The sequence below is a fragment of the Acaryochloris marina MBIC11017 genome (assembly GCF_000018105.1).
In the GTDB taxonomy this organism is placed as follows: Bacteria; Cyanobacteriota; Cyanobacteriia; order Thermosynechococcales; family Thermosynechococcaceae; genus Acaryochloris; species Acaryochloris marina.
The window spans coordinates 5,287,138-5,313,148 of record NC_009925.1 but is presented as its reverse complement, the minus strand read 5'-3'; the positions used below and the strand labels follow the sequence as shown (position 1 = coordinate 5,313,148).

General features: G+C 47.7%; 22 protein-coding genes. 11 read left to right on the top strand and 11 right to left on the bottom strand.

Annotation, left to right across the window (positions count from 1 at the left end; translation table 11 throughout):
* Positions 1-169: 169 nt before the first annotated feature.
* The 3 genes from AM1_RS23770 (at position 170) to AM1_RS23760 (ending at position 2,535) form a co-directional block, all read left to right on the top strand.
* The gene (locus tag AM1_RS23770) at positions 170-433 is read left to right on the top strand and encodes a DUF4212 domain-containing protein (protein ID WP_012165467.1); all 264 of its coding nucleotides are present in this window, start codon (positions 170-172) and stop codon (positions 431-433) included.
* Positions 434-437: 4 nt separating this feature from the next.
* Complete coding sequence (locus AM1_RS23765; RefSeq protein WP_012165466.1) at positions 438-2,129, top strand: sodium:solute symporter family protein; 1,692 nt, start codon at positions 438-440, stop codon at positions 2,127-2,129.
* Between the two features lie 103 nt (positions 2,130-2,232).
* Positions 2,233-2,535, top strand: a complete 303-nt coding sequence (locus AM1_RS23760; RefSeq protein ID WP_012165465.1) for a hypothetical protein — start codon at positions 2,233-2,235, stop codon at positions 2,533-2,535.
* Between the two features lie 276 nt (positions 2,536-2,811).
* Here AM1_RS23760 and AM1_RS23750 read toward each other — a convergent pair whose 3' ends face one another.
* The 7 genes from AM1_RS23750 to AM1_RS23720 all read right to left on the bottom strand — a co-directional run bounded on the left by AM1_RS23750 (position 2,812) and on the right by AM1_RS23720 (position 8,955).
* Complete coding sequence (locus AM1_RS23750) at positions 2,812-3,735, bottom strand: alpha/beta fold hydrolase (protein ID WP_012165464.1); 924 nt, start codon at positions 3,733-3,735, stop codon at positions 2,812-2,814.
* A gap of 317 nt (positions 3,736-4,052) precedes the next feature.
* Positions 4,053-4,472 (bottom strand): hypothetical protein, encoded by a 420-nt coding sequence (locus AM1_RS23745; protein WP_238549055.1) that lies wholly within the window; start codon positions 4,470-4,472, stop codon positions 4,053-4,055.
* Between the two features lie 44 nt (positions 4,473-4,516).
* Positions 4,517-5,251: an HPP family protein gene (locus AM1_RS23740; RefSeq protein WP_083776738.1), complete on the bottom strand. Its 735-nt coding sequence runs from the start codon at positions 5,249-5,251 to the stop codon at positions 4,517-4,519.
* Between the two features lie 680 nt (positions 5,252-5,931).
* Complete coding sequence (locus tag AM1_RS23735; RefSeq protein WP_012165461.1) at positions 5,932-6,309, bottom strand: GNAT family N-acetyltransferase; 378 nt, start codon at positions 6,307-6,309, stop codon at positions 5,932-5,934.
* Between the two features lie 80 nt (positions 6,310-6,389).
* The gene (locus tag AM1_RS23730) at positions 6,390-6,989 is read right to left on the bottom strand and encodes a superoxide dismutase family protein (RefSeq protein ID WP_238549054.1); all 600 of its coding nucleotides are present in this window, start codon (positions 6,987-6,989) and stop codon (positions 6,390-6,392) included.
* Positions 6,990-7,097: 108 nt separating this feature from the next.
* Positions 7,098-7,997, bottom strand: a complete 900-nt coding sequence (locus AM1_RS23725) for an N-acetylmuramoyl-L-alanine amidase-like domain-containing protein (protein ID WP_238549053.1) — start codon at positions 7,995-7,997, stop codon at positions 7,098-7,100.
* A gap of 64 nt (positions 7,998-8,061) precedes the next feature.
* The gene (locus AM1_RS23720; RefSeq protein ID WP_012165457.1) at positions 8,062-8,955 is read right to left on the bottom strand and encodes a PfkB family carbohydrate kinase; all 894 of its coding nucleotides are present in this window, start codon (positions 8,953-8,955) and stop codon (positions 8,062-8,064) included.
* A gap of 339 nt (positions 8,956-9,294) precedes the next feature.
* Between AM1_RS23720 and AM1_RS23715 the strand changes: the two genes are divergently transcribed.
* Positions 9,295-11,025, top strand: a complete 1,731-nt coding sequence (locus tag AM1_RS23715) for an AIPR family protein (protein WP_012165456.1) — start codon at positions 9,295-9,297, stop codon at positions 11,023-11,025.
* Between the two features lie 326 nt (positions 11,026-11,351).
* Entirely contained in the window at positions 11,352-12,914 is a 1,563-nt protein-coding gene (locus AM1_RS23710) for a hypothetical protein (RefSeq protein WP_041660308.1), read from the top strand.
* Here AM1_RS23710 and AM1_RS23705 read toward each other — a convergent pair.
* The 3 genes from AM1_RS23705 to AM1_RS39945 all read right to left on the bottom strand — a co-directional run bounded on the left by AM1_RS23705 (position 12,900) and on the right by AM1_RS39945 (position 16,307).
* Positions 12,900-14,084, bottom strand: a complete 1,185-nt coding sequence (locus tag AM1_RS23705; protein ID WP_012165454.1) for an MFS transporter — start codon at positions 14,082-14,084, stop codon at positions 12,900-12,902. The genes AM1_RS23710 and AM1_RS23705 overlap by 15 nt on opposite strands.
* Positions 14,085-14,320: 236 nt before the next feature.
* Positions 14,321-15,136, bottom strand: coding sequence for an alpha/beta hydrolase (locus tag AM1_RS23700; RefSeq protein ID WP_041660306.1), 816 nt, complete (start codon positions 15,134-15,136; stop codon positions 14,321-14,323).
* A 72-nt stretch (positions 15,137-15,208) separates the two neighbouring features.
* Positions 15,209-16,307, bottom strand: a protein-coding gene (locus AM1_RS39945; RefSeq protein ID WP_076611697.1) for an IS630-like element ISAcma32 family transposase whose coding sequence is annotated in 2 segments (ribosomal slippage) — positions 15,209-15,802 and positions 15,804-16,307 — 1,098 coding nt in all. Because the reading frame shifts where the segments join, the coding sequence is not laid out codon by codon here.
* A gap of 81 nt (positions 16,308-16,388) precedes the next feature.
* Between AM1_RS39945 and AM1_RS23685 the strand changes: the two genes are divergently transcribed.
* The 6 genes from AM1_RS23685 to AM1_RS23660 all read left to right on the top strand — a co-directional run bounded on the left by AM1_RS23685 (position 16,389) and on the right by AM1_RS23660 (position 25,476).
* Positions 16,389-16,883 carry a pentapeptide repeat-containing protein gene (locus AM1_RS23685; RefSeq protein ID WP_012165452.1) on the top strand — a complete coding sequence of 165 codons (495 nt, stop codon included), beginning with the start codon at positions 16,389-16,391 and terminating at the stop codon, positions 16,881-16,883.
* Between the two features lie 120 nt (positions 16,884-17,003).
* On the top strand, positions 17,004-18,962 hold the full coding sequence (locus AM1_RS23680; RefSeq protein ID WP_012165451.1) for a mechanosensitive ion channel domain-containing protein: 1,959 nt from the start codon (positions 17,004-17,006) through the stop codon (positions 18,960-18,962).
* A 154-nt stretch (positions 18,963-19,116) separates the two neighbouring features.
* The gene (locus tag AM1_RS23675; RefSeq protein ID WP_012165450.1) at positions 19,117-21,813 is read left to right on the top strand and encodes an EAL domain-containing protein; all 2,697 of its coding nucleotides are present in this window, start codon (positions 19,117-19,119) and stop codon (positions 21,811-21,813) included.
* Positions 21,814-21,854: 41 nt separating this feature from the next.
* Positions 21,855-22,385 (top strand): GNAT family N-acetyltransferase, encoded by a 531-nt coding sequence (locus tag AM1_RS23670; RefSeq protein WP_012165449.1) that lies wholly within the window; start codon positions 21,855-21,857, stop codon positions 22,383-22,385.
* Between the two features lie 34 nt (positions 22,386-22,419).
* Positions 22,420-24,897, top strand: a complete 2,478-nt coding sequence (recG, locus tag AM1_RS23665; RefSeq protein ID WP_041660301.1) for an ATP-dependent DNA helicase RecG — start codon at positions 22,420-22,422, stop codon at positions 24,895-24,897.
* 306 nt (positions 24,898-25,203) lie between these two features.
* Positions 25,204-25,476: a hypothetical protein gene (locus AM1_RS23660; protein ID WP_012165447.1), complete on the top strand. Its 273-nt coding sequence runs from the start codon at positions 25,204-25,206 to the stop codon at positions 25,474-25,476.
* Between the two features lie 87 nt (positions 25,477-25,563).
* Here AM1_RS23660 and dut read toward each other — a convergent pair whose 3' ends face one another.
* Positions 25,564-25,995, bottom strand: a complete 432-nt coding sequence (gene dut, locus AM1_RS23655; protein WP_012165446.1) for a dUTP diphosphatase — start codon at positions 25,993-25,995, stop codon at positions 25,564-25,566.
* Positions 25,996-26,011: the final 16 nt, after the last annotated feature.

The following is a 26,011-nucleotide window of genomic DNA, read 5'->3' as shown; positions in this document are numbered from 1 at the left end:
TATTTCTAAGCACTGAGCTGATCGTTGTTCTGTGAGGATTAGCGTAGTAAATTGGGCTTCTGTTTTGAAGTCAAAAATGTAATAGGTAATGTTACGTTCCCCATCGCTACATCAATAGGGGACAGCTCTAGTAGTAGACTAGCGGGTAAATTTTTTGTGAGTGCCTTCCATGACCTCTCCCCGCTTGCCCAACTACTGGCGGCAAAATACTGCCCTGATTCGCACCTTGCTGATGGTATGGGGCTTAGTCTCTCTTGTATTCAGCATTTTGCTGGTTCAGCCCCTGAATAAAATTCCCATTGGGAATTTACCCCTGGGATTTTGGATGGCCCAGCAGGGCTCCATCTTTGTGTTTGTGGCTTTGATCTTTATCTATGCCAAACAGATGGATAAGCTCGATCGTCAGTACAACGCTAACCCTAAGCAGAAGTGATCCTATGACTGTTGAAGTTTGGACAACGATGTTCGTCATTCTCACCTTTATGGTGTATCTCTACATTGGCTGGCGGGCTCGGGTGAAAGATAGCAAGGGCTTTTTTGTCGCTGATCAGGGGGTTCCAGCGATTGCCAATGGTGCAGCAACGGCAGCGGATTGGATGTCGGCAGCTTCCTTTATGGGGATGGCGGGACTTATTTCATCTTTGGGGTATGATGGGTCGATTTATTTGATGGGATGGACCGGGGGCTATGTGTTATTGGCCCTGCTGTTGGCTCCCTATTTGCGCAAATTTGGTAAGTATACCGTGCCTGATTTTGTGGGCGATAGATACTATTCCACGGTGGCTCGGCTCGTAGCTGTTGTAGCAGCTATTTTTGTCTCTCTCACCTATGTGGCGGGACAAATGCGGGGCGTCGGCATTGTCTTTAGCCGATTTTTGCAGGTGGATGTCAATATTGGCGTGGTTATTGGCATGGTAATTGTTGGTTTCTTTGCCATTTTGGGCGGGATGAAGGGGATTACCTGGACTCAAGTGGCCCAATATACTGTGTTGATTGTGGCTTACTTGATTCCCGCCGTTGCGATCGCATGGCAACTCACAGGCAATCCCATTCCCCAATTGGCTTTCACCTTTGGGGATGTCGTGGATAAACTCAACCAGGTACAGATAGATTTGGGGTTTGACGCCTATACCCAACCGTTTGCCTCCAAATCCATGCTGGATGTGTTGTTTATCACCATTGCTTTGATGGTGGGGACGGCGGGGCTTCCCCATGTGATTGTCCGGTTTTATACGGTGCCAAATGTGCGGGCGGCTCGTTACTCTGCAGGTTGGGCCTTGCTGTTTATTGCTTTGCTATATACCTCTGCCCCTGCGATCGCATCTTTTGCCCGCTATAACCTGATTGGGACCTTGCATAATCAGCCGATTGCAGAGGTACAACAGTTGGATTGGGTACAAAAATGGCAAACGACCAAGTTGCTGACCCTAGAAGATAAAAATGGGAACGGCACCATTGAATGGACGCCTACGGAAGAGACGAGCGATGTCAAAATTAGCCCCGACATTATTGTCCTGTCCACTCCAGAGGTGGCCAAGCTTGCACCTTGGGTGGTAGCGTTGGTGGCTGCGGGCGGCTTAGCGGCAGCTCTATCGACGGCATCCGGTTTGCTCCTCGTGATTTCTAGCTCCATTGCCCATGACGTTTATTACAAGCTCCTCAAGCCAGATGCGTCTGAAGGAGAGCGGGTGATGGTGGGCCGAATAATGGTCGGGCTTGCCATTTTGATTGCCGGGTATTTTGGAATCAATCCACCAGGATTTGTGGCTCAGGTGGTGGCCTTTGCTTTTGGTTTGGCGGCGGCAAGCTTCTTTCCGGTGATTTTGCTGGGGATTTTTGATAAACGAACCAATCGAGAAGGTGCGATCGCAGGCATGGTATCAGGCCTGTTATTTACCACCGTTTATATTTTAGGTGTGAAATTCTACGGTATGTCTCCCTGGTTCTTTGGGGTTTCAGCAGAGGGGATCGGCACCTTGGGCATGCTTATCAACCTAGTGGTTACCCTGGTGGTGTCTCGGTTAACCCCACCCCCACCCCCTGAGATTCAGGCTCTCGTGGAAAACCTACGTACCCCTGGAGATGCGCCTTTGGCCCTAGCCGATATTGGGGAAGAACAGTTGGATTAAGGATGTAGCACTTTGATGTGAAGCCCCTGCCATTGTTCTAAACTTTGACAGATCTATTTCTCATGGAAGATTGACTGAGGCTTCAACTCACCTAATAGAACCAATGGCCGATTTATCAGCAGAAACACTAAATATCATCTTCAACTTGCAGCAGCGATTACTAAAAATTATTAATGAGGCGACAAAATTTTCATTTGTAATCTTTACCCAATTTGGAGAGACAGAAGCGACCATACCAGAGCTAGATGAACTTCAAAATGTGAGAGAACGGGCAACTTCTTATTACATTAAGCTTTATCGGCTCTCGCTTCAGATTGCTGAATCTCAACCAGCAGCTACTTCTAGATTTACTTCTCCGATCAATATCTCAAGCTCAGGCTATTACAGATGCAGGAGAGGCCAGTAATCAGGAAATCAAGAGAAATTGGAATCTATGATGAACAACCAACCCAGAATTCCTGATCCTGAAAGGAGAGCGCGTTCAGTTGCCAGAATGCGTGAGGTTTGTGCTCAATTTGATGAGCAAATTGCTGTCCTAGATCAATTGAGTGCCCAATTGGAAACTGAGAATAAACAGAATCCAGTCAACATCTATTTTGAGAAAAGAAGACAGCAGCAAGGGCTAGAACAAAGACAATCATCACAGCTGATCTCAAGCTAGCTGCTCGTGCTCTATGGGCCCTCAAATTCCGTTCTCTGCATATATTGGGGTATTTGCAGGCGTTACCAAGAACTCCAAAATATAGTCAGCGGTAAGTTGAGATTGTTCTAAATGGGGGACGTGACCGCAGTCTGGAATCCAAATCAGCTGACTGTTGGCAATGGTTTGATCAAACTTGTCAGCATCTTTGACCCCCATAATTTTGTCCGCTTTACCCCAGAGGATCAGGGTGGGATGGGGGATGTCTTTGATGGTGTCATAGAGGAAGTTGTAGCCACCACTTTTGGTAAAGCCAACCAAGGCGCGGTGCCAACTTGGATCCTCTAGATGTAAAGATGCACAGCATTCAGCATCGGGGGTAACGAAGCTGCGATCGCAATAGGCTTGCACACTGACCCAACGTCGGACCCGAGGACTACGCAAAAAATTGGTCAGCCAGCGATCAAAGGGCGGCATGATGAATTTGGTGGCTTTGGGAGAGGGAGCATAGCCGGAACTATCCAACAGCACCAGCTTTTCCACAGCATCGGGATAGGTAAGGGCAAAATCTAGGGCCGTTGCCCCGCCCATCGACGCCCCGGCAATGATCATGGGCCGTTGAATCATCTGTTGCCAAAAGCTATAGAGGTGAGTCTTCATGTCCGTGGGGCTAAACTCAACCCCCTCGGGTCGCTCCGTAAAGCCAAACCCCAGCAAATCCAAGGCCCAAGCTTCCGTGTGGGGTGCCAGTTTGGGAATCAGTCGTCGAAACTCTAAGAGGGAGCTATCGAAACCATTCAGCAGCACGAGAGGAGTCTCTCCTTCTCCTTGCTGCACATAGGTGGTCAGGATCGGGTCAGGAAGAAGGGGGGTGGTAATGGCTGCTTGCTGGATCTGTTGTGCCAGCGCAATGGAGGTGTCTTCAGTCAGGTGAGCAACGCCGGGGGGTAAAAAAGATGGAAGCATGCAGGACGAGAATCAGGATAATGGTTTTCCCCAGGGCCGGACAAGATGAAAAGATCACCTTGTTTGGATGGCAATTATGTGGGGTTGCATTATAGAAGTATAGAGAATTCATGCCATGCTGGGCGTGAAGAGACCGCAAGTAGATGAGGTTCAGCACTGCCTATCCTCATCTTTTGACTATGCTGATCTCCATTGGGGAACCCAATATCTAGAGGTTTAATCTGAATTCAGTCTGTTTGTGAACCAATCAAGGTTAAAGGAAATAATCAGCAAGATGGCTGTTTCTTCTATATATTTATTAGAGATTTTTTATCTCTTCAAGCAGTAGAATTGCGATAAAGATCGTCACAGTATAATGCCCATATTACTCCCAAAATGGTTGTGGCAATACCAGAAACCCCTCCTCCTACGATCCATCCTAGATCCCCCCAGGTAATAATTAAGGGAGTGATCTTTTTGATCAGAATTTGATAGGTAATAAAAGTAGTGATAGTGCTGACTGCTGTGACGGTCAATAGATCTTTGATAATTCCCCAGGGGCTTTTTCTCGATAATTTATCGTCAAAATAAGCATCCCAAATCAGGATAAACATGACGATATTCGCAAAGGTCAGAGTAATATTTTTAACAAATTCTATATTGGAGGAAGGGGTTGCCATAATAATAGCGTTGGTAACCACTACCCCTAAAATATCAACACGAACCCTTTTTCTTATTCTTCTTAATTGATGTGCCAATCGATACCTATCCGAGATCTAAATAATGTTCAACACTAAAGGCTTTATAACCAGTGACGAGGATAAGACCGTTCTGGCATTAGATTATTAAACGCAAACGTGCAGAAGAGTAAAACAATTGATCCGGCGACAACAGGTGTGAGTACAAAATTCCAGGTTGCTTGACTCATGACCCCCACTAGAGCCACAGCGCCTCCAGGAGGGTGGAGGGTTTTGGTTAGCTGCATCACTTTAATGGCTGTCGCAACGGATAACGCCATTACCCAGGGTTCAGAACCAAACAGATAAACCATCACCACACTGACAATTGCCCCTAATAAATTGCCAAAAATTAAATTTCGGGGTTGAGCTAGGGGGCTATTCGGCACCGCAAATACGAGCACTGCAGCGGCACCAAAGGGAGCCGCAATCAGAGGGTAGTCGGATACCGTACTTAGATAGGCCAACGCTGCAATTCCCAAGAAACTCCCGATATACGTAAACAGAATTTGGCTTAGAGAAAAACGTGGTTGAACCTTTGAACTACCGTGGATACTTGATATGAATTTCTTGAATTTCAACCAAATCTGATTGCCTTTAAAAGGCAAAGGTCTTTCAGATTGCAATAATTGCAATTCAAAATTCAAATATTCGATTTGGCTTTGTTGTTGCTCCAGCATCCGTTCATATTGCTGAAGGATTTCTTGCATTTGTTTAGACGGAGAAAATTCTAGAAAAGACTGTTGGGGTGACATCAAGAGCTCGCTTGAGGCGGAACTTTCGCTCGGTTGATGATCCATATGACTTGTTCCCCCTCATAGTGTTGTTTAGTAGGATGATGAGCCTTGAACTTAATCCTTGTTTTAATGCTCAATCAGTAGTAAGAAATAACTATTTCGCTTTAGAGTAAGGAAAGTAGATTCTAACAAAGGCTGCTTTTTGATTATTACTTTATATCAGTCACTTTGACTAATTATAACGATCGAGTTTGTCATGAATTCCGTACACTAAACTTTTTTATTCCTCAATGTGTAATTCGCGACAATCTGTAATTTCAATTCATTATTAAATAAGGAACAAGTTCAGAATTTAATAAAGATTAAGGCTTCACTCATCTAAAAGGATCGGTGGGAGTGAGTAGCCAGGAACTTTTTAAAGTAAAAAATTCGTCTTCCCCCTCTCCGTAATAAGTGTTTAACCCGCGCAGAAACCACGACTCATCTAGAAATATGAGCTGTAATGATAGCCTTCTATGCCCTTAGTGCTGATAGCGGGTCGGCATTATATCAATTGGTTTCGATCTAGCCCCATCACCTATAACTCTCAATAAGTTAATAGATTAGGTCCACTGTCACGAGTAATACAGTATTTACGTTAAAAGGTGTTAACCACTGTAGCGTTTGATACAAAAACAACCAAAATGGACCTTACTGGGGTTTTCGATAGAAAATCTTTGGGATCATGAAGGGAGATGGAACCGCTACAAAGACTTCTCCATAAACACACTGTAGGGATTTGCCTGATACTGGCCGAAAGGTTCTCGTTGGTGATAGCCCAATTTGGTAAATAGCCCCAGCGCCTCAGGCTGAAATATTCCGCTTTCTAAGCGGAGGCAGGGTAAGTGCAGCGCAGTAGCTCGTGTTTCCAGAGCATGAAGCAGTTGAACGCCGAGCTGCATTCCTCGAAATTCAGGTTGGATAAAGAAGCGTTTGATTTCTCCATAATCGCCATGATTCACCAAGGCTCCACAACCAACCACCGTTTCGCCTTTCTGCACGGTGAGAAACTGGATATGGGGCTGCCTGAGGGCTTCTGCAGACATGAGGTAATTACTTTCCGGTGGATAGATCCGGTTCAAGTAAGCGTCCAGTTGCTAAATCAGGCGAAGGGCTGATGGATGGGTTGGATCGCTTTGTTGAATGGAGACAGGGGACACTGTTAGGCTTTGGGTAGGCCAATCACACCTTGGGCAATTCGGCTGCCAGCATTGCCTGTGGGTTGACCACCATCATCCGTCTCAGCATGGATAATCATCCCCCGTCCTAGGATAGGATTCTTGGGACCATTGATAGTGATGTTATTGACGTTAATTTCTCTTATCACTTCCCCTCGACTATCGGCCTTGAGGTTCCCTAAATCCCCTGCATGACGTTCAGGATTATTGGGGAGTCCGTGGGGCTTTCCTTCCGGGTTGTAGTGACCGCCCATGGCTTTGCCATCTAGACTAGAAGCATCGCCGAACTCGTGGATATGCCAAGCATGGACTGAGTCAGGCTGCAATCCTTTCAGGTTCACAGCTATGGTGACTTTATCCTCTATTTGCCGAAATTTAACCGATCCACTGACCTGATTGCCTTCTGTAGGAGCAAGAATCGCGAGGGCGACGGTTAAGGGTTCCGCTGCAGCGACAGTCTCGTCTTGGGGAGCAGAGCTAGGGGCTGTACTCGTGGGGGTTGAGGTGGAACAACTGGCAAAAAAGACGAGTGCGATCGCAGCACAAAACAGAGGGATAAACTTCTTAGGTAACATAGCGAACATTGAGCGGACTTTTTTACAATCTCACTCCCGCTGAAAAATCACAACCTTTCGGATCACAGACCTAATCCCACGCTCACTAGCGTTTTCAGAGATTTACCCTAATTTCATTTATTGCTGGGGATTTTGAGGGCGAGCCACAATAATCCCAATGGATTGATCGACATTGGCAACGTAGGTGGCTAAATCCGAGGCAATACGGACGCTACCGCCAGGAGAGGCATGAATCAGTCCTTTGGTTTGATTAGGCGTTTGGTAAACCAGGCCCGTATGGGTGACATCTAAACCTGGAACTGCTGTAGCCACGGCAATAATATCTCCCGGCTTTAGAGACGATTCAATCTTTCTGATTTGGGCTTGGGGAATATAGTGCAAGGGCAAGGCCTGCAACCGAGTCTCCACGGCCTGGATGCATTGCCAGTTGGCTTGGTTCTGGAGTTGTGGGTAGCTCTGGCGATGCTGGCTCATAAAGTTGAGGGATTTGTTGAGGGGGATGCCCCCCAGGGCGGGGGTAATATTTTCGACTAATCCGCGTCGCTGATTATCGGCAATCCAATCAGAGAAATAATGGAGGCGACTACAATAGCCTTGCATTTGTCCTTGGCGATAGCGTTGAGTCTGAACGGCATTGCTAAAGACTTGGGGAGACGGGTTCTCTACGGTTAGGGTGCGGGCAATGGCGAGGACAGTTTCGACAAAGAGGACACAGTCGAACTGGCTGAGGGAGAGGACTAGTTCTTCTTTGGGGCTTTGATCCAGTAGTCCCCCTTTGTAGGTGGCTCCTTCGAATTTGGCGGCCAGGGTTTGGAGGAGTTGCGGCCAAGGCTGTTGTTGGAGTTGAGGAGCTTGCTGGAGAAGCTGAGTGAGCTGGTTTTTGTCGGCTTGGGGAAACTGGACGGTTGCGGTTTGGGATGCAGGTTGCGATCGCACCGAAGCTATCGGCAGATCAAAGCTAAGGGAAACCACCCCCATCAAAAGAAGTTGCCCAAGTCTAAACGTTATCTGCTTCATGCTTTGTAGGGGGAGGAGAATGTCTAATCCTATAGACCGGAGTTATGCCCAAAGGGTGCCCAGTTTAATAGGATTGCATCCAAGCCCGAGTGCCAAAGAACTGACAAGCGGTTGATGCGACATGAGCAGCCTGGGCTAAAGCCTGGGGGAAATCGCTGCCCAAGATAAAGTGGCAAAAAGCACCGTGAAAGATATCGCCTGCCCCTAAGGTATCAACGGGGGTAATTTGCGGGAGGGGTACGGACCCTCCTTCGGTATCATCCCAGTAGAGAATGGGCTGATCGCCCTGGGTAATAGCAATATGAGCGGGGTCTGGTAAGGTCTGTTTTAAGTACTCCACTGTGGCTTGGGTGTCCTCACAGCCGGGGGGATGGAAGTCAGTGGAGCAAATGGCGTAATTGATATAGGGCAGCAGGTTTTCTAGGCTAGGTTTCCAACTGCCCCCATCTAGGACGGTGGGAATATTGGTGGCTTGTTGAGCAATGGCGAGGCTGACGGGGATTTGATGACCGTCCATCAGAATAATATCGGTGGTGGTGAGCTTTTTCCGTAGATCCTGGGGAATTTGGTCAGGCTGGGCGATTTGGCGTTGGGCATTGAGGGAGATGACGGCGCGTTCTCCGGTGGTTTGGGTGACCACGATGGAGGAGACGGGAGGGGATTGAGTTTGTGTGGGGGTGAGGTCGGTATGGAGGATGGATGGGCTGACGCTGGCGAGGTCAGATCGCATCAGTTGGGTAATGGGATGTTGGCCCATGGCAGAGAGGAGATGGGCGGAATTGCCGAGATGGGCGAAGGTGGCAGCGGCGTTAGTGGCAGGACCGCCTGCTGAAATTAGGCTATCTAGGGCAACTAGTTTTTGGTTGGCTTGGGGAGGACCAGAGGCGAGATAAATTATATCCAGCGTGGATAAGCCAATAAATAAACCTAGCGGTCTGCAAGCAAATGAGGAAAGCATCTCAAAATATGCATTCTATATGCAGAGTTATATAATCTGACATGAATTGTTTTTTCTTTGTTCTTCAATACATAGCTAGATATATTACCTTGGTATTCATTATGTTTAGTATTGACATGGAGCTAAAAAAGAGTGATTTTATTTCAGGCTATAGGTAAATTAGAATTATATTTCGCTTGCTATTTTTAAAATAAAATCAAAATAAGTGGTAATATACTAAGCTTGCAAATGTGTTTGGCATACAATAAACATCTTGTGAGTACAGCTCAGTAAATACAAAAATATTAAAATCTAAATTCTAGCTATCAAAAAACAATTGCATATAAATTGGAGGGGGAAATGCATCGAATTATCAAAACACATTTAAAGAAGTTCTTAGAGACAAAAGGGATTGAAGAGCCAGATATTTCAAAACAATTTGAAATGTTCGTTAATTATTGTATTGTAAGTCGATTTTTCTCAGGGAAGTTTGATGTTTCTGATGTAACTACTACCGAGGAAGATGCTGGGATTGATGGTATTGCGATTATTGCCGACGGAGAGTTGATAACTACTACTGAAGAAATTGAGTCTCTATTTCAAACTCATAAAAAGAGCATCGAAATTGATATTGTTTTTATTCAGTCTAAAACCTCTGATTCATTTGAAAAAAGAGATATCATTAGTTTTAGTGAAGGAGTCTTTGATTTCTCATCTGAAGAACCAGAGTTCCCCCAAGATGAAATTCTGGCTGAGGCTACAAAGATTTTTGCATCTATAATTGAAAATGTTGATAAAGTAAAAAATGGCAAGCCAAATGCATACACATATTATGTGACTACAGGTGTTTGGAATAATGAGACAGAGCTGGAAGCATCTCTCAAAACTTCTCGCAGAAAAATTAGAGGCATTGGAGTTTTTGAGCAAGTAGTTTGTAGCAAAGTAGATCGTGATGAATTAATTAAAATATGGATTTCAATTCATCAGCCTGTTGAAGCAATAGTAAAAGTTAAAGGATATGTCTCATATAATGAAATGAAAGAAGTAGAAGAATCCTATATCGCTATTATCCCAGCCAAGAATTATGTGGAGTCTTTACTTGAAGGAGAAGACGGGAAAATGCGAAGCGGAATATTTGATGAAAATGTTCGAGCATATCTTGGGGAATGTAATGATGTAAATATGAAGATAAAAGAAACTTTATCAAATGAAAAATTCAAAGAATATTTTGCACTATTAAATAATGGAATAACTATAGTATCACCTGATGTGAGAGTACAAAGTGATTCAATTAGTTTATCAAACTATCAAATTGTTAATGGGTGTCAAAGTAGCCATGTTTTATATAGGAACAAAAACTACTTAGGTGAAAATACAATGATTACAGCAAAAGTAATCGAAGTAGATAACCCAGAAATAGTTAATAAAATTGTTGAAGCGACAAATAATCAGAGTTATGTCTCTAATGAAAAATTTCTATCTTTAAAGGCAAAATCAAAATCAGTCGAAAGCTATTTTAATAGTTGGAATGATGAAAGCGAGTCTGATTCAGTTATATATTTTGAGAGAAGAGAAAATCAATATGCAGGGAAAACTATTAATGACACAAAGATATTTGACATAAGAACAGTTGCGCGTGCATTTGCTTCAATGTTCTTAGAAATTCCACATACTGCATCTAGCTACCCAACACAGATATTTGAACAGTCGGGGGATAGGCTTTTTGAAGATAATCAAAATGAAATAACATACTACTGTTCAACATTAGCTTTATATAAATTTGTTAGACTTTTTAATAGCAAGAAGCTCCCAGGAAACTATGGAAAATATAGATGGCATACACTTATGTTGTTAAAATATGCTATTAATGGCAATCAGAAAGTGCCTGAAGTAAATTCCAGGCGAATTAATAAATATTTCACCAAAATAATTGAAGCTTTAAATAAGCCACGTGATGAGCATCTTGAATACTATGAAATATGTAAAAGCGTTATTGAAGAAGGTGGATGGGCCACAAAAGATAGATTAAAAAGAACTCTGCATACTAATGAGTTGAAGGCTTTAATGATAAAAAGATTGAAGAAAAATTAGGAGCCATAAGGACTTAGCTAAGGACTTAGCTTTTATTGGCTACATTGAGCCTCTTTATGAGATTCTCAATAATCTAATATTTCCTGAGGCTGGATTAACAGGTTGAACACCTACAGTTCAGTTTTCTTAAATAGCTTGTTATTCAGTACTTGTGTCAAAGTAGCTATCAATTGCTTTGCCATGCTTAGGATGCTCCTCAGCCAATATACTAAGGCATAAAAACTGCTCTTTCGACAATCAAGTTTATTTTGGAAAGATAGCGAATGCTCAGCCGCGATAGCTGACAACATCACCACGGGGGAACACAGTAATCAACAAGCCAACCGATGAGTTCGTTCTCCATCTTCACCCTCCTCTACATGACCGCTTTCCTGCTAGAAATGCAGGAAAAGTGGAAAGCTCCCGGCTTTGCCCTCGCTTTTTTGGCATTACTCACCGTCTTCGTCTTCACCCGCATAACCCGGATCAAGTTTTTTGCCTTCCTGGTCCTCTCTACTGCCTATTTCCTAATTTTTCGCTTCCCTGACGTCGCCAACCACGTCAACTTCCTGATTTACCTCAACCTCGCTTTGATGGCAGGCATGGTCTACGCCTGGTTCAAACAGGCCAGCGCAGAAAGCTACTACGCCATGATGCGTCCCCTCCTTAGAGCCTCCTTGCTTGGCGTTTACTTCTGGGCTGGATTCCACAAACTCAACACCGACTTTCTCAATCCCCAAGTGTCCTGCTCCAGCATGATGCTGTATCGGATTTTGGATATGATCCAATCCAATCTCCTGGGTATTCCAGTTATGGCTATCGTGATTGCCCTGGCCTTGTTTGGACTTTGGCAGGGACTGATTCGCCACAGACTCCAATCCTCAAAACTCCCAAAAATCCTGCTGCTCGCTTTACTCACCTGTGGCGGCATTCTGCTTTACTATTTTGGCTTTGCCTATCAAGATTACGTCCTACTACCCGACCTAATCTTGCATACGAATATCTACTTCGTTCTCGCTTGGGAATTGTTGGGGAGTCTCTTGCTATTTGTGCCCAGATTGCAGGCTCCGATTCTGCTGCTCTCCTGGCTAATGCATGCCTTTATCGCCATGATCGGCTTTGTCGATTTTAGTGCCCTAGCCGGAAGCCTACTCTTTACCTTTATTCCCGATCGCTACCTTCAACTTTGGCAAGAGCAATCCGAGATCTCCTTGAGGGGACGGCAGATTCACCGAGCACACCTGTATTTTGGCCTCAATGTGATGGCAGGTCTATTCTCTGCCCTGTATTACCTTGCCTATTTGGATTTCGACATCAAAGTTATCGCTGGGGCCATCTTTAACCTTGCTTCAGTCATTTTCCTTTGGCCGATACTCACCCAGGTCTTTACCCCTAAAGATAGACCTGCTTGGCAAGGACTCCCCGTGCTCAATGCCTCCATGCCCAAATTTATGGCGGTGTTTTTGATTGGGCTTTGCTGCTTCGGCCTGATGCCCTATCTAGGACTTCGCACCGCAGGAACCTTCTCCATGTTCAGCAATCTCCGCACCGAAGGCCCCCGCTCCAACCATTTACTGCTAGCCACCAATCCCCTCAAACGCTGGGGCTATCAAGAAGATGTGGTCTGGATCTTGAACTTGCCACCAGAAGTGGTAGACATGGATCCAAAAAATGCAGAGCTAGAGGGCAGTGCCCTCCCCGTGGTTGAGTTCAAGAAAATGATTTACGACTGGACCCAAGCGGGTCAGACTGTACCTGTTGTGTTTGAATATCAGGGGCAAACCTACGACAGCCCCAACATTGTTCAGGATCCTGAATGGCAAACGCCTCGTCGCAATTGGGAGATGTATTTGCTGGATTTTCGGGTGATTGAACTGGAAAATTCGGGTCCCAATTTATGTCGATGGTAGAGAGGGGGGCTTGCTAGATGCGATCGCAATCATCGCTACCCCAAAACTAACAATCGCGACAGTCGTCATCACTAAGGGGGACAGCGCATCTGGCTGTTGGAAAAAAGCCCCGAATAAACTGGCAGACAAGGCTCCACCACTAAAAAACATCCCGGTTCCCAATCCCGCTTTCTGGGCAGGCACCATCGATAGGGCAAAGGGCAACGTGCCATTATTCACCAAACTCAAACAGGTACCAACGGCTATCGCTACGCCCACCGCTGCCCAAGTCTGGCCTACCCCATTCATCACGACTAACGTTAGGGCTAATCCCAGTAATCCTAAGAGAATGGCTTGACGATTCCCCAGTTTACGAGCCACCGTTCCCGCTGGAATGGCCGTTATCCCCAAGGCAATAAAGATTATGCCCATTGTTAGGCCTACATTTTGGCCTGGAATGGTTTTGAGGATTTTGGGAAACGTCGTCATCAATAATCGAAACCCCAACGAGGTGCCCCATCCCACTGTAAACACCAGGGCTAAATTTCTGATGGATGGACGAGCCCCAACGCCAGAAGGTTGATGGGGCATCTTCACCTCTGTATTGACAGACCTGAGAATGGCCGCAGCCCCTAGCAAAATGAGTGACGCTAGGCCAAAGGCAATCCCTGGCCCTAACTCCAGAATATATTTATTGGCCAAAGGCCCCATTGCCCCAGCAATCGCCCCCATTACGGTCAATACACTTGCCGCTTGCGGTAAACCACTACCAAAGGCATAGCGGCTCAGCAAGGACAGAGCTGGACTGCGAAACACCGTCATGGAAATGGCCCAGGTCACGAGTAATATCGGTAAAAGCCAGCGAAAGATTCCCTCTGGCTGACCAAAGGTGACCAGCATCGCCGTCGCCATCAGTAATCCCGATGCCAAAATCACCCCTGCGGCAATAAATGGAAATCGACTGCCTAGCCAGCGTTGGGCGCGGTCAGAATAGTTTCCCATTAGGGGTTCCATCAGCATCGCCAGACCGTTTTCCAGCAGTAAGACACCCGTGATAAATACAGAGGTAAATCCAAACTCACCCAGCAGTTTTCCCAGATAAAGGTTGTAGATCACCCACATCAATACAATTGCCCCTTGCACTAGAGCTAGGGCAAAGACTTGTACCCACAGAATTCTTTGCTGATGCACAATTGGTATTTCCTCTCTCTATGGGGTAAACCGGCTTGAAACCAATAGCCTGATCTGATTAAAGATTCCCCACCGTACCACCAAATAGATGCTTTCTCAGGCTTAGTTCTGATTTGGAGCCCCATCGATACCCCGTCAGTCTGCCCCATTTTTACCCTGAAACCAACGGATCCACCCCCGAGCATTGACGTCAAAGGGATAAATAAACCGAAGGTTTCGATGTGCTGCACTGCTACTTAGTCCAGAACGAGCTGTTGAAACTCTTTCAACACCTGGAAATACCGCTCACCAGCGACTTGAGGAAAATTATTGTGACCTGCTCCTGCCACCCACAAGGATCGCTTGGGTCCAGACGCTGCTTCAAACAGCTGCCTACCATGGTCAATGGGAATCACCTGATCGTTTTCTCCATGCATCACCAATACAGGAGCTTTGACTTGCTTTAGTCTATCCAGACTGGTGAACTTATCGAAGGGAAAAATCGGGATGGGCACCACCACTCGAAAGATTGATGTAAATGTGCTTTCTAAAATCACCCCTGCCACAGGATATTGGGTCGCCAAATAGACGGCAGATCCGCCCCCCAGGGAGCGCCCCTGGACTAACAACCGCTGGGGCTTTACCCCCAACTCCTGGGTTAGATAGGTATAGGCTTGTTTCGCATCCTGGTAAGCATTGCTTTCACTGGGCTGTCCATCACTGGTGCCATAGCCTCGGTAATCGTAGGCAAACACGCTGAGGCCAGACTGTTGGAGCTGTTCTAGTCGAGGGCGAATATCTCCCAAATCTTCGGCATTGCCGTGGATATACAGCAACGTAAAGGTCGCCTGGGGATTGGGAAAGTAGAGGGCCGAGATCTGCTCTTGGTCATTGACGGGGAGCTTTAGGACCTCGTCTGTATCTCGATAACTGGCGGGCTGGGGCAGAAAAATCATGCTGTCTGCCCTGAAAAAGACGTACAGCCCAACGCAAACGTAGATCAGCAAAGGAGCCAGAATCAATCTGGGCCAACTAAAGGACCCTAGCAAAATTTGTCGATAGTTTAGCTTCATGATCCTTGCCCTTCCGACGTCTGCCCCTTCGTTGCTACTAGTTTAGGAAATTACTCCCTTCCCGCCATAAGATTATGGAACAAGTGAAAATATAAAATTCAGGCTGTTTTGAACTTGTTCAGCCGATAGAAACTGGTTAGCAGCAAAGAACTCATGGAGCTGTTGTTTGATCTGTGTCAGGGTCGTTCCAAGAGGGAGATGGTGCAGACATCGTAAGCGTAGTAAGTGAATCACATATTCAACCAAGTTCAACTTGGGAGAGTAGGACGGCAAATATAAAAACTCAACTTGAATCGATTGGGTGAGCCCCATCTGCTCTAGATGGATAGCGAGTTGGGAGCGCATCTTGCCCTTATGGGTCGGATTGTTATCGAGAATAAGGCACAGTTGAGTGTAGCCCAGCTCAACGCTATCCAGACATAGGTCTGCAAAGTACTCAGAGATATCTTCTGTTTTAGCCTGTGGGCTCAGAGCGAAATACTCTTCGCCACTGTGGGCATCGACGCACAGTAACCCATTGAGCTTGTTGCGAGCCCGCTCATTACTCTTGACCTGTGGACGAGTGTTGCGTTCTGCCCAGCCATAGAACAACCTAGGACGCTCAGACACCGCAAATTCGTCAAAGAACAAGATGCGCTCATCCGATTGTCGTGATTGCAGTTTTTTTAACAGCCGCCACCCACTCTTTCTGGGCGTTCAGGTCAGCATTCGCATAGTCACGATGGGCGCGTTGGTAAGATAACCCCAACTCTGATAGCAATTCGTAGATACGCGAATCTTTCAGCTGCACCTCGAAACGCTGCTCAATCACAACGGCTAAAATTGCACCTGTCCACATATTGCGGTCAATACCATAGTCTGTCGGACGTTGCGTCAGAACCATCTCTTTGAGTTGTTGTTGTTCCTCTGGGCTCAACCGACTAGGTTTTTGATGTCGAATGGGTTGGACCAAGCCCTGGAGTCCACCATCGAGATATTTGTCCATCCAACGCGTTAACGTATCATAGCTACACCCCACTTGTTCGCTCACTTGGGTACGACTGTGTCCTTCATTCAGCAATTTGATCGCGGTCAAGCGCTGTCGAATGTAGTGTTGTTGATTGCGGTAGTAGAATTTCTGCCACTCATCCGCATCAAAAGGCTTGTCCAGAAAGGCTTGTGTTCGATTCAATGTGACTATTTGCTCTTTTCCCCATTTTACAGCGGGAAGGGAGTAAGCTATGGTTGAAACGTCAGCAACGCCAGTAAACCTATGAAACTCAGTCGAGACGAATTAAGCCGTCGCTACGCAGCCGGAGAACGGCGATTTGCCGGAGCCGATTTCACGGCCCTGGATCTGCATCAGCTGGATCTCAGCCAAGCCGATTTTAGTGGGGCTGAGTTCTGTGGCTGTAACTTGAGTGAGGTTAATCTGAGCCAAGCTGATTTGAGTGGTGCGGATCTGAGCGATGCCAACCTAGCCCAAACCGATCTGCACAAGGCCGATTTGAGTGGGGTGGACTTAAGTGCCGCTAATCTCACAAAGGCCAATCTCAAGGATGCCGATTTGAGCGGCGTGGATTTGAGTGAAGCCAATCTGACCGATGCAGATCTCCAGAATGCTGATCTGAGCGGCGTGGATCTAAGTGAATCCAATCTGCAAGGGGCCAACTTACGAGGGGCGGATATGAGTGGGGCTGATGTCAGCTATAGCCGCTATTGCCAAACCATTTTTCCCAGTGGAAAAATTCGCAATGACCATTGTTGAGGGGCTATCCCGATAGCCTACGCTGGTGTAACAGTTCGACGTCAGCACACCATTCCAAAAAGATCAGCATGATTTCAGACTCTTATCATGTCACCCTTGAATAATGGGTGAGGTGCAAGTTTGCCTATCTCTGAGATGCTGTATCGACGACCATTTCGGCCCGTTCAAGGCTTTCTAATTCTGTTGTTCAGTCTGACCCTCTTCCTGACTGGATTTTCCCTGCCATCCCGAGCGGAGATTACCATTGGTCGCAGCTTCGATACCGCTCCAATTGTGCTAGATGGCAAAGTCCTGTTTCAAGTCAGCAAGCTCAGGGAGTTCTCGGCAAAAGATCGGGCTAAGCAGGCCAACGATAGCTTAGCCCAAGCGATACGAGATTTTGCAGCAGCCCAGGATTCCCCTGGTGTTCCCACAGTGAAGGTGACGCCAGGCGCTTTACCGACCTTGCGTTTAGCCGACCGTCACCTCTTAACGGTGACGGATCGCGATGTCATGTTGGGCCAGGATGCCATGGAACAAGCCGTGGGGTGGCAGCGCACGATTAATCGGGCGATTGCCACGGGTCTGAAGGAACGCACCCCGAGCTATCGACGCCAAGCCATCCTCAAGAGTGGGCTGGGGGTGTTGCTAGCGATTCTCCTGCACTGCGGTATTCAATGGATCCGGCTGCGCTGGCGGCGGCAGCAGCTGCGAACGATGCAGGATACGAAGCGCCCTCTGGCGCTATTGGGGTTGACGAGCCTTCAGCTCTTGGTTTGGGTTGGGGTGGGTTACTATATTTGCGAACTATTCCCCCAATTCCGTACCCTGCTGTACTTGGTGTTACGGAGCTTTGACGAACCCATCTTGATCCTGAAAGAGCAGGAACAGGGATACGGCATTGTTGACCTGTTGATTGTGGTGGGATTGATTCTGGGGTTGTGGGTGATTGTACGGGGGTTGACACTGCTACTCAAGTCGAGAATCTTGCCGCTCTTGGGTGTGAATCGGGGATTGCAAGATGCGATCGCAATTCTCACCCAATATGTCCTCACCGGGTTGGGAGTGGTAGTCATCCTCCAAGTGTTGGGGGTGGATATCGGTGCCCTGCTTATTGTCGGCAGTGCCCTAGGTTTGGGCATTGGCTTTGGTCTCCAAAATATCGTCAGCAACTTTATTAGCGGTATCATCCTGCTTCTGGATCGCCCCATCGAAGCCGGAGATTTCATCAAGGTGGGAGAGCTAGTGGGTTCCGTCGAGAAAATTGGGACCCGAAGCACCGAACTGCGCACCCACGATGAAGTGACGATCATCGTCCCCAACTCCCATTTTTTAGAAAAAGAAGTGGTGAACTGGAGCCATAGCAGCCCCGTCTCCCGCCTACACCTGCCCGTGGACGTGGCCTATGGTTGTGATGTGGATCGCGTCCAAACGGCCCTGATTGAATCCGTCAGCCATCATCCAGAAGTTCTGGCCCATCCTCAACCCCAAGTTCAGTTTCTGGGGTTTGGAGAGAGTGCCCTGAACTTTGAAGTCTTGGTATGGTTTCGTGAACCTCGGCAGCAGTATCGTCTAAAAAGCGATTTGTATTTCCGTATCGAAGCTATGCTCCGCCAGTACCAGATCGAAATTCCGTTTCCCCAGCGGGATTTGCATGTGCGATCGCCCCATCTAGAGCAGCTGATCGATTTGCTCGTGCAGCAGCGGACAGAGAATGCCCCTCATTTGTACTATCCAGACTCCGTGAGATCGCAACCGCCATCCCAACCGATCCTGGCTTCCCCCCCACCTAGCCCTCAGCCCATCTCCCGGCCATCCGCTCCCCAAATCAACCTGCCAGAACTCGTGGCCCAGATGAAAGGAGAACAGGGACTGGATATTCAAGATCGTCGTCATCGGCTGAATATTTATCCCCAATGTTTTGTGGGCTCGGAAGCTGTGATTTGGCTGATGCGGACTCAACGAGCCACCCGCAAAGAAGCCCTACGCATTGGTCGGCTTCTGATGCGAAAACGGATTATTCATCACGTTTTGGATGAGCATCCCTTTGATGATGCCTACCTGTTTTATCGCTTTTATGCCGATGAGCAGCAGGAATAACGTGGCAATAATGTCCTTTGCTCTTGCCAATAGCCAGTAGAAATATCTAGATATCTGGGGCGGAAATGCGGATCACCCCAGAAAATCGATAGTTTTACTGATGTCGATCAACCTGAAATTGGACGACCATTGTAACGTCGCGACACCATGATCCGTGCCAACAGACCTCAATGACCCGCAACGCAAAATCCGGCATCTCTTAATCCTTGAGGATTTAGATGGTTTTCGCTTAGTGCCTTTGGAAGAATCTTCCTATTTCCTTGGCCGTGATCTAACCAATTCCATCGTCGTCCGCTCCCAAGGGATTTCTCGTCAGCATGCCTTGTTTTTGCGAGTAACCAATGCGGATCCCAATAGCTACGGATTTATGCTGATTGATGGCAACTTGCAGGGAGAGCCCAGCACGAACGGCACCTCTGTGAATGGCGAGAAATGTGCCTCCACTAAGCTCAATCATGGCGATCGGATTGTGTTTGGCCGCCAAATGAAGGCCAAATACCTCGTTTTAGGGGCATTGACCGATCTCGAATTTGGCGATTTTTGCAAAAACTTCGATTTTGAAGAAGCCGTCACCCGAGATATTAATCCTCGGGAAACCTTTGTCCATGAAGGGGATGAGCCTCCGAGTTTCGGGGCAACCTCTTTGGTTCGCTTAGCCTCTTTTCCCGAAATTTTGCCCAGCCCCATGTTTGAAGTCAATCTCAAAGGAGATTTGACCTATATCAACCCCGCTGCCTACAACGCTTTTCCCAGCCTGCAAGTTCTAGGGGTAGACCATCCCACGGTTCAAGGACTCATTGCCCTCACCCAATCCTCTAAACAAAAAATCCTTAGCCGGGAAGTGACGGTTGACGAGCAGGTTTATGAACAGTCCATTCACTTTATCTCTGAGAATGGTCTGATCCGCTGTTGCTTATCCGACATCACCGAACGGAAAAAAGTTGAGGCGGAATTATTCAAGCGAGATCGGTTGTTGCAAAGCGTTGCCGAAGCCACCACCCACCTGCTCGCCAATGGCAGTTATGAAGAAGCCATTGATGCAGCTCTTGCCCAATTTGGCACCACCGCCGGAGTGGATCGCATCTGTATTAGCGAGAACCATGTCCATGCAGAGACCCATCGGTTAGCCACTAGCATTCGCTACGAATGGACTGGCCCTCAGATTGCTTCAATTCGTCATTTAGAACATCGGCAAAATCAGCTCTATAGCAATCCCCATCTGCAGCGATGGTACACCACGTTAGCGGGCGGTGCTGCCATTAGTGGTGTCACTCAGAGCTTCTCGACGGCTGAACAAACCGTGTTTTCCCAAGAGAAGGTTCAATCGGTTCTCGCAGTTCCCATCATTGTCAAAAACAACTTTTGGGGATTTGTAGAACTCCATGACTGTAATGACCATTACCAATGGTCTGACCAAGAAGAGGCCATTCTACGAACCATGGCAGCTAGCGTCAGTGCAGCCCTAGAGCGACAGGATAAGGATGAAATTATTCATCGGCAAGCCTTTCACGATGCCTTAACGGGATTGCCCAACCGAGTGCTCTTTGCCGAACGGTTGGATCATGCCCTAACGGATGCCCGCCGCAATCAAGATAATCTGGCGGTCATGTTTATGGACCTGGATAAATTCAAAACCATTAACGATACCTTGGGTCATTCCGTCGGAGATGAACTGCTAAAAGAAGTTGCCAATCGATTGCAACATTGTTTACGGGGTGGAGACACGGTGGCTCGTTGGGGCGGTGATGAATTTACCCTCTTACTAGCAAAGATCAGAACCATTGCCGATGCAACAAGGACTGCCCAGCGGATCTTAGATGCCTTCAAGGAAGTGGTGAAAATTGATCATCATGAAATCTACATCAATGCCAGTATCGGTATTGCCTGCTTTCCGGATGATGGTCAAGAAGCAGAAGTGCTCTTGCAAAATGCTGACGTTGCCCTCTATCAATGTAAGGAACAAGGGCGGGGCATTTTTCAAGTGTATGATGCCGATATGAATTCGGAAGCCACGGAGTTGTTTGCCCTCCAAAATAACCTCCGTCATGCGTTAGAACGTCAGGAATTCATGTTGTTCTATCAACCCCAAATCAATTTGCAGTCTGGGGAAATTACCGGGTTAGAAGCGCTGATTCGTTGGCAACATCCTGAGCAGGGGCTGGTGTCTCCCGCCACCTTTATCCCCCTGGCTGAAGAGTCGGATCTCATCGTCCAAATTGGCAAATGGGTGTTGGAAGTGGCCTGCCAACAAATCGTGGAGTGGCAACGGATCTCTGGTCTGCCCTTGACCATCTCCGTTAACTTATCGGCTCGGCAATTTTATGACCCCACCTTGGTGGAAACTATTTCCCAGGTGTTAAGGCAAACCCAGCTTGACCCTAAATATTTGGAATTAGAAATTACCGAAACCATTGCCATTAAGAATATTCCTCTGGCCCAACAAGTCTTGAAACAGCTTCAGGGGATGGGAATTAAGATTGCCATGGATGATTTTGGTACGGGCTTTTCGTCTCTGAACTATCTCACCCAGCTCCCCTTAGATACCCTAAAAATTGATCAATCCTTTATCAAACGATTGACGTCGGATGCTAAAGAGCTAGAGGTGATTAATGCGGTGCTTTCTCTAGGACGGGGGCTGCATTTAAGCGTGGTGGCAGAAGGGGTAGACACCCCTGAACAGTTAGAATTGCTGAAGTCTTTAAAATGTGAAACCGTACAGGGGTTCTTGATTAGCCCTCCCCTCCCGGTTCTGGAAGCCACTAGCAAACTTCAGGCTAAAAGCTTGCAATATCAAATGTCAGAACAGGATATTAAGCAGACTTTGCCCCAACCGGCATTGCTGGTGAATTGAGGCTGACACTGCCATCGCTTTTTAGAACCCTTACCCCCAAGATGCAGATATTAGAAACAGAACGCCTTCATCTGCGACAGTTTGGCGCTGCTGATTTAGATGCCTATGCAGCCATGCTGGCAGATCCTGAGGTTGTTGCTTATGTTGGGGCTGGCGAAACCTTATCTCGAGCCCAAGCCTGGAAAAATATGGCCATGGTGTTGGGGCATTGGGCTATTAGAGGCTATGGCTTATGGGCGGTAGAGGAAAAAGCCACACAAACGCTGATTGGCCGAGTCGGCCTCTACTATCCCGAAGGATGGCCGGGGTTAGAAGTGGGCTGGATGCTGGCCAGATCCCACTGGGGATATGGCTATGCCCTAGAAAGTGCCAAAGCAGCCGTCGATGTGGCCTTTAATCAGTTACAGCGCCCCACCCTGATTAGCTTGATTCATCCCGAGAATGTGCGATCGCAACGGGTCGCCCAACGGTTGGGTAGCCAGAAAACGATGACTCTCTCCCTCAACGGCATGCCCATCTGGCAATATGAGCTGTTGCCATCTGCCATGAACCGATCTCAAGATCTCCATTGATCATTACAATGGGGGCAATATCGCTGCAACGTCTATGGGTGATTCTGTTCCAGTTGTGTCCACCACCAACCTTCCCGATTGGGTGAGGTTGCAACAGGCTCTCTCTGTAGAAGCGGATCGCGGATTTTGTGACCTAGAAGGCAAGCAATTTCGCTTTAGTCAATTTCTCCAACAGAGTTTGGCCAGCACGGTCCCGCCCCATTCCGAGTCTGCGGTACAAGAACGGTGGCAGTCTACGGCTCAGAAGTTTGGCGGTTACGCAGACCTGACCCTGAATCAGCGCCAGCACCTAGTGGCTGAAACTCGACGTCTTCTTTATTCCACCCAGAAAGACTACCGTCAGGCCACAGATCCGCCCCCCAAGCCCCGGAAGCCAGCCACCCAAAAACTCAAGGCCACCCCCCAGAAACTATCCCTCGATCTGCCCATTCTGTCTTTGTCTGGAATTGGCCCTAAAAGCGCTCAGAAATTAGAGAAGCTAGGGCTGTTTAGCGTGCGGGATTTACTGTTCTACTATCCCCGTGACCATATTGACTATGCCCGCCAGGTGTCGATTCGGGACCTAGAGGAAGGGGCAACGGTTACCTTGGTGGCGACGGTACGGCGGGTGAATTGCTTTAGTAGTCCCCGCAATCCCAAGCTCACCATCTTTGAGCTAGTGGTCAAAGACGCCACGGGCCAGTTAAAACTCAGCCGCTTCTATGCCGGCAATCGGTTTCGCAGTCGAGGTTGGCAAGAACAACAAAAGCGTCTTTACCCTCCTGGAGCGGTGGTGGCAGCTTCTGGTTTGGTTAAAAGCAGCAAGTATGGCATCACCCTAGATAACCCTGACCTGGAGGTGCTTAACCATTCTGGGGACAAAATTGAGTCCATGGTCATTGGTCGAGTGGTGCCCATCTATGCTCTGACGGAAGGGGTCACCCCGGATCTGGTACGGCGAGCGGTGGTGGCAGCCTTGCCTGCTGCAAAAAGCCTCCGCGATCCGTTACCAGAGGGCCTGCGGCAGCAGAATAATTTGACGGATTTGCCGAGTGCGATCGCAGATGTGCATTTCCCCCCCGATAGTGATGCCCTAGATCGAGCCCGCCACCGCTTAATCTTCGATGAATTCTTCTATCTGCAGCTTGGGATGCTAGTCCGCCGCCAACAGCAGCGCCAGACCCAAGAAAGTGTGCCCTTAAGCGTGCATGGGGAATTACTGGAACGGTTCTATGAGGTATTGCCCTTTACCCTAACCGGGGCGCAAAAGCGAGTTGTTCAAGATATTTTGGCGGATTTGCAATCTACTCAGCCGATGAACCGCCTGGTTCAAGGGGATGTGGGGTCAGGTAAAACCGTAGTGGCGGTGATTGCCCTTCTATCAGCCATTCAATCTGGGTATCAAACCGCCCTGATGGCCCCCACGGAAGTTCTGGCTGAGCAGCATTATCATAAGCTCGTGGAATGGTTTAACCAGCTGCATCTACCCGTTGATTTGCTGACGGGCTCCACCAAAGCAGCCAAACGCCGACAAATTGCTGAACAGCTCAAAACAGGGGAACTACCCTTACTCGTCGGCACCCATGCCCTGATTCAAGACAACGTGGAGTTTGATCGCTTGGGTTTAGCTGTCATTGACGAACAACATCGCTTTGGCGTCCAGCAGCGAGCCCTGCTGCAGCAAAAAGGTCAGCATCCCCATGTGCTCACCATGACTGCCACCCCTATTCCCCGCACCCTGGCCCTAACCCTCCATGGCGACCTGGATGTCAGTCAGATTGACGAGCTGCCACCGGGACGACAGGCGATTCAGACGACGATGCTAACGACCCGCGATCGTGCCCATGCCTACGACCTCATGCGACGGGAAATCGCCCAGGGACGGCAAATTTATATTGTCTTACCCCTAGTAGAGGAATCTGAAAAACTCGATCTGCGCTCAGCGGTGCAAGAGCATGATCGTCTTCAAACCACCATTTTCCCCAACTTCCAGGTGGGGCTGCTGCATGGACGGCTCACTTCGGCGGAAAAAGAGGAGGTGATTTCCCAGTTCCGGGAGCATACGCTGCATATTTTGGTTTCAACCACTGTAGTGGAAGTGGGCGTCGATATTCCCAATGCCACGGTGATGTTAATTGAACATGCCGATCGGTTTGGCCTATCCCAGCTCCATCAGCTCCGAGGTCGAGTCGGTCGAGGAGCCCATCAATCCTATTGCCTACTGATGAATAGTTCCAAAACGGAAACGGCTCGCCAGCGGTTAGCAGTATTGGAGCAGTCCCAAGATGGCTTTTTTATTGCCGAAATGGATCTCCGCTTTCGGGGGCCAGGGGAAGTTCTAGGCACCCGCCAATCGGGGCTGCCTGATCTCGCCCTAGCCAGCTTAGTGGACGATCAAGAGACCTTAGAATTAGCCCGTCAAGCGGCTGAAAAAGTTTTGGAAAAAGACAGCACTTTAGGGGCTTGGCCCCTGATGCAATCCGAATTAAATCTTCGCTATCAAAAACTCATGGGTGGAGCAATTTTTACATAGATTTGCAACAATGCAATTTTATGGGTATCATAAGTTATTATCATGTGTGTGCTCCGGGGATCCGCGACTTTAGACTCCGTAATTGTCGTTCCCGGGGCAATTTATTTTTAAAATGACTGATAGAGCATCTGCCCTTTTCCCTTTAGACCTGCTCTCTCTTGAAACTGTAGAATTCTCTCTAGGGCTTATCCTGTAAAGATTTGGGTGTCAGATTGCTGGAGAGATGAAAGAGCAAAAAAATTTCACTAATCTTTGAACCTTTTTGGAATAGCGCCAGTCTAAGCAGTAGCGTTACACAATTGACTTATGACTAAAAAATCCCTTGTTTTAGCAGCTATTCTAGTACTGGGTTCCGCTGGAATTGCGATCCCAGCTAATGCGAAACCCATTATCCGGAAAGGTCCTAAAAGAACCTTAGTTCGGAGTCCCAAGCGCACCTTCTATAGTGGCCCCAAACGGACGTTTTATAGTGGTCCGAAGCGAACTTTTTACGATGGCCCTAAGCGTACTGTCTCCAGTGGCCCCAAAGGTACTGTTGTGAAGGGACCCAACAAAACAATTGTTAAACCCCATCGATAATCACTGCTTTACCTCACTACCTTAAGGTTGGATATCCCCTTCCCCATCAAAGCTTGGCCAAGCATTTGTGTGTCCCGTTGACCCGCTTTAAGCATATCCAGTTGAGCCAAATCCCCCTTCCCCTCTTTGGGTGGCGCTTAATTCAGTTACTTCTTCAATCTCGGCTCGCATAATTGGTGCAATCACCATTTGAGCAATTTTCATCCCTTCAACCACCTGAAAGGTTTCTTGACCGTGGTTAATTAAGATCACCCCAATTTCACCGCGATACCCCGCATCAATGGTTCCCGGCGAATTCAATACCGTAATGGAATGCTTGAGGGCTAATCCACTGCGCGGACGCACCTGGGCTTCAGTTCCCTGTGGTAACTCGATGGCAATTCCAGTGGGAATCAGGGCAGATGCACCCGGCAAGATTTTCTGGGCTTCGATGGCAAATAGATCTAGTCCTGCATCATCAGCATGGCTATAGCGAGGGACTTGGGCTGATTCTGTTAACTTGATAATTTTGATTTTCATTGGTGGTGTGGTGGCA

Coding starts and splice junctions, on each gene's coding strand:
- dut (WP_012165446.1), bottom strand. CDS start 25,995: ATGAAAATCAAAATTATCAAGTTAACAGAATCAGCCCAAGTCCCTCGC.
- AM1_RS23700 (WP_041660306.1), bottom strand. CDS start 15,136: ATGAAGCTAAACTATCGACAAATTTTGCTAGGGTCCTTTAGTTGGCCC.
- AM1_RS23710 (WP_041660308.1), top strand. CDS start 11,352: ATGAGTTCGTTCTCCATCTTCACCCTCCTCTACATGACCGCTTTCCTG.
- AM1_RS23720 (WP_012165457.1), bottom strand. CDS start 8,955: ATGCTTTCCTCATTTGCTTGCAGACCGCTAGGTTTATTTATTGGCTTA.
- AM1_RS23715 (WP_012165456.1), top strand. CDS start 9,295: ATGCATCGAATTATCAAAACACATTTAAAGAAGTTCTTAGAGACAAAA.
- AM1_RS23770 (WP_012165467.1), top strand. CDS start 170: ATGACCTCTCCCCGCTTGCCCAACTACTGGCGGCAAAATACTGCCCTG.
- AM1_RS23740 (WP_083776738.1), bottom strand. CDS start 5,251: ATGGATCATCAACCGAGCGAAAGTTCCGCCTCAAGCGAGCTCTTGATG.
- AM1_RS23670 (WP_012165449.1), top strand. CDS start 21,855: ATGCAGATATTAGAAACAGAACGCCTTCATCTGCGACAGTTTGGCGCT.
- AM1_RS23760 (WP_012165465.1), top strand. CDS start 2,233: ATGGCCGATTTATCAGCAGAAACACTAAATATCATCTTCAACTTGCAG.
- AM1_RS23685 (WP_012165452.1), top strand. CDS start 16,389: ATGAAACTCAGTCGAGACGAATTAAGCCGTCGCTACGCAGCCGGAGAA.
- recG (WP_041660301.1), top strand. CDS start 22,420: ATGGGTGATTCTGTTCCAGTTGTGTCCACCACCAACCTTCCCGATTGG.
- AM1_RS23660 (WP_012165447.1), top strand. CDS start 25,204: ATGACTAAAAAATCCCTTGTTTTAGCAGCTATTCTAGTACTGGGTTCC.
- AM1_RS23730 (WP_238549054.1), bottom strand. CDS start 6,989: ATGTTCGCTATGTTACCTAAGAAGTTTATCCCTCTGTTTTGTGCTGCG.
- AM1_RS23725 (WP_238549053.1), bottom strand. CDS start 7,997: ATGAAGCAGATAACGTTTAGACTTGGGCAACTTCTTTTGATGGGGGTG.
- AM1_RS23750 (WP_012165464.1), bottom strand. CDS start 3,735: ATGCTTCCATCTTTTTTACCCCCCGGCGTTGCTCACCTGACTGAAGAC.
- AM1_RS23765 (WP_012165466.1), top strand. CDS start 438: ATGACTGTTGAAGTTTGGACAACGATGTTCGTCATTCTCACCTTTATG.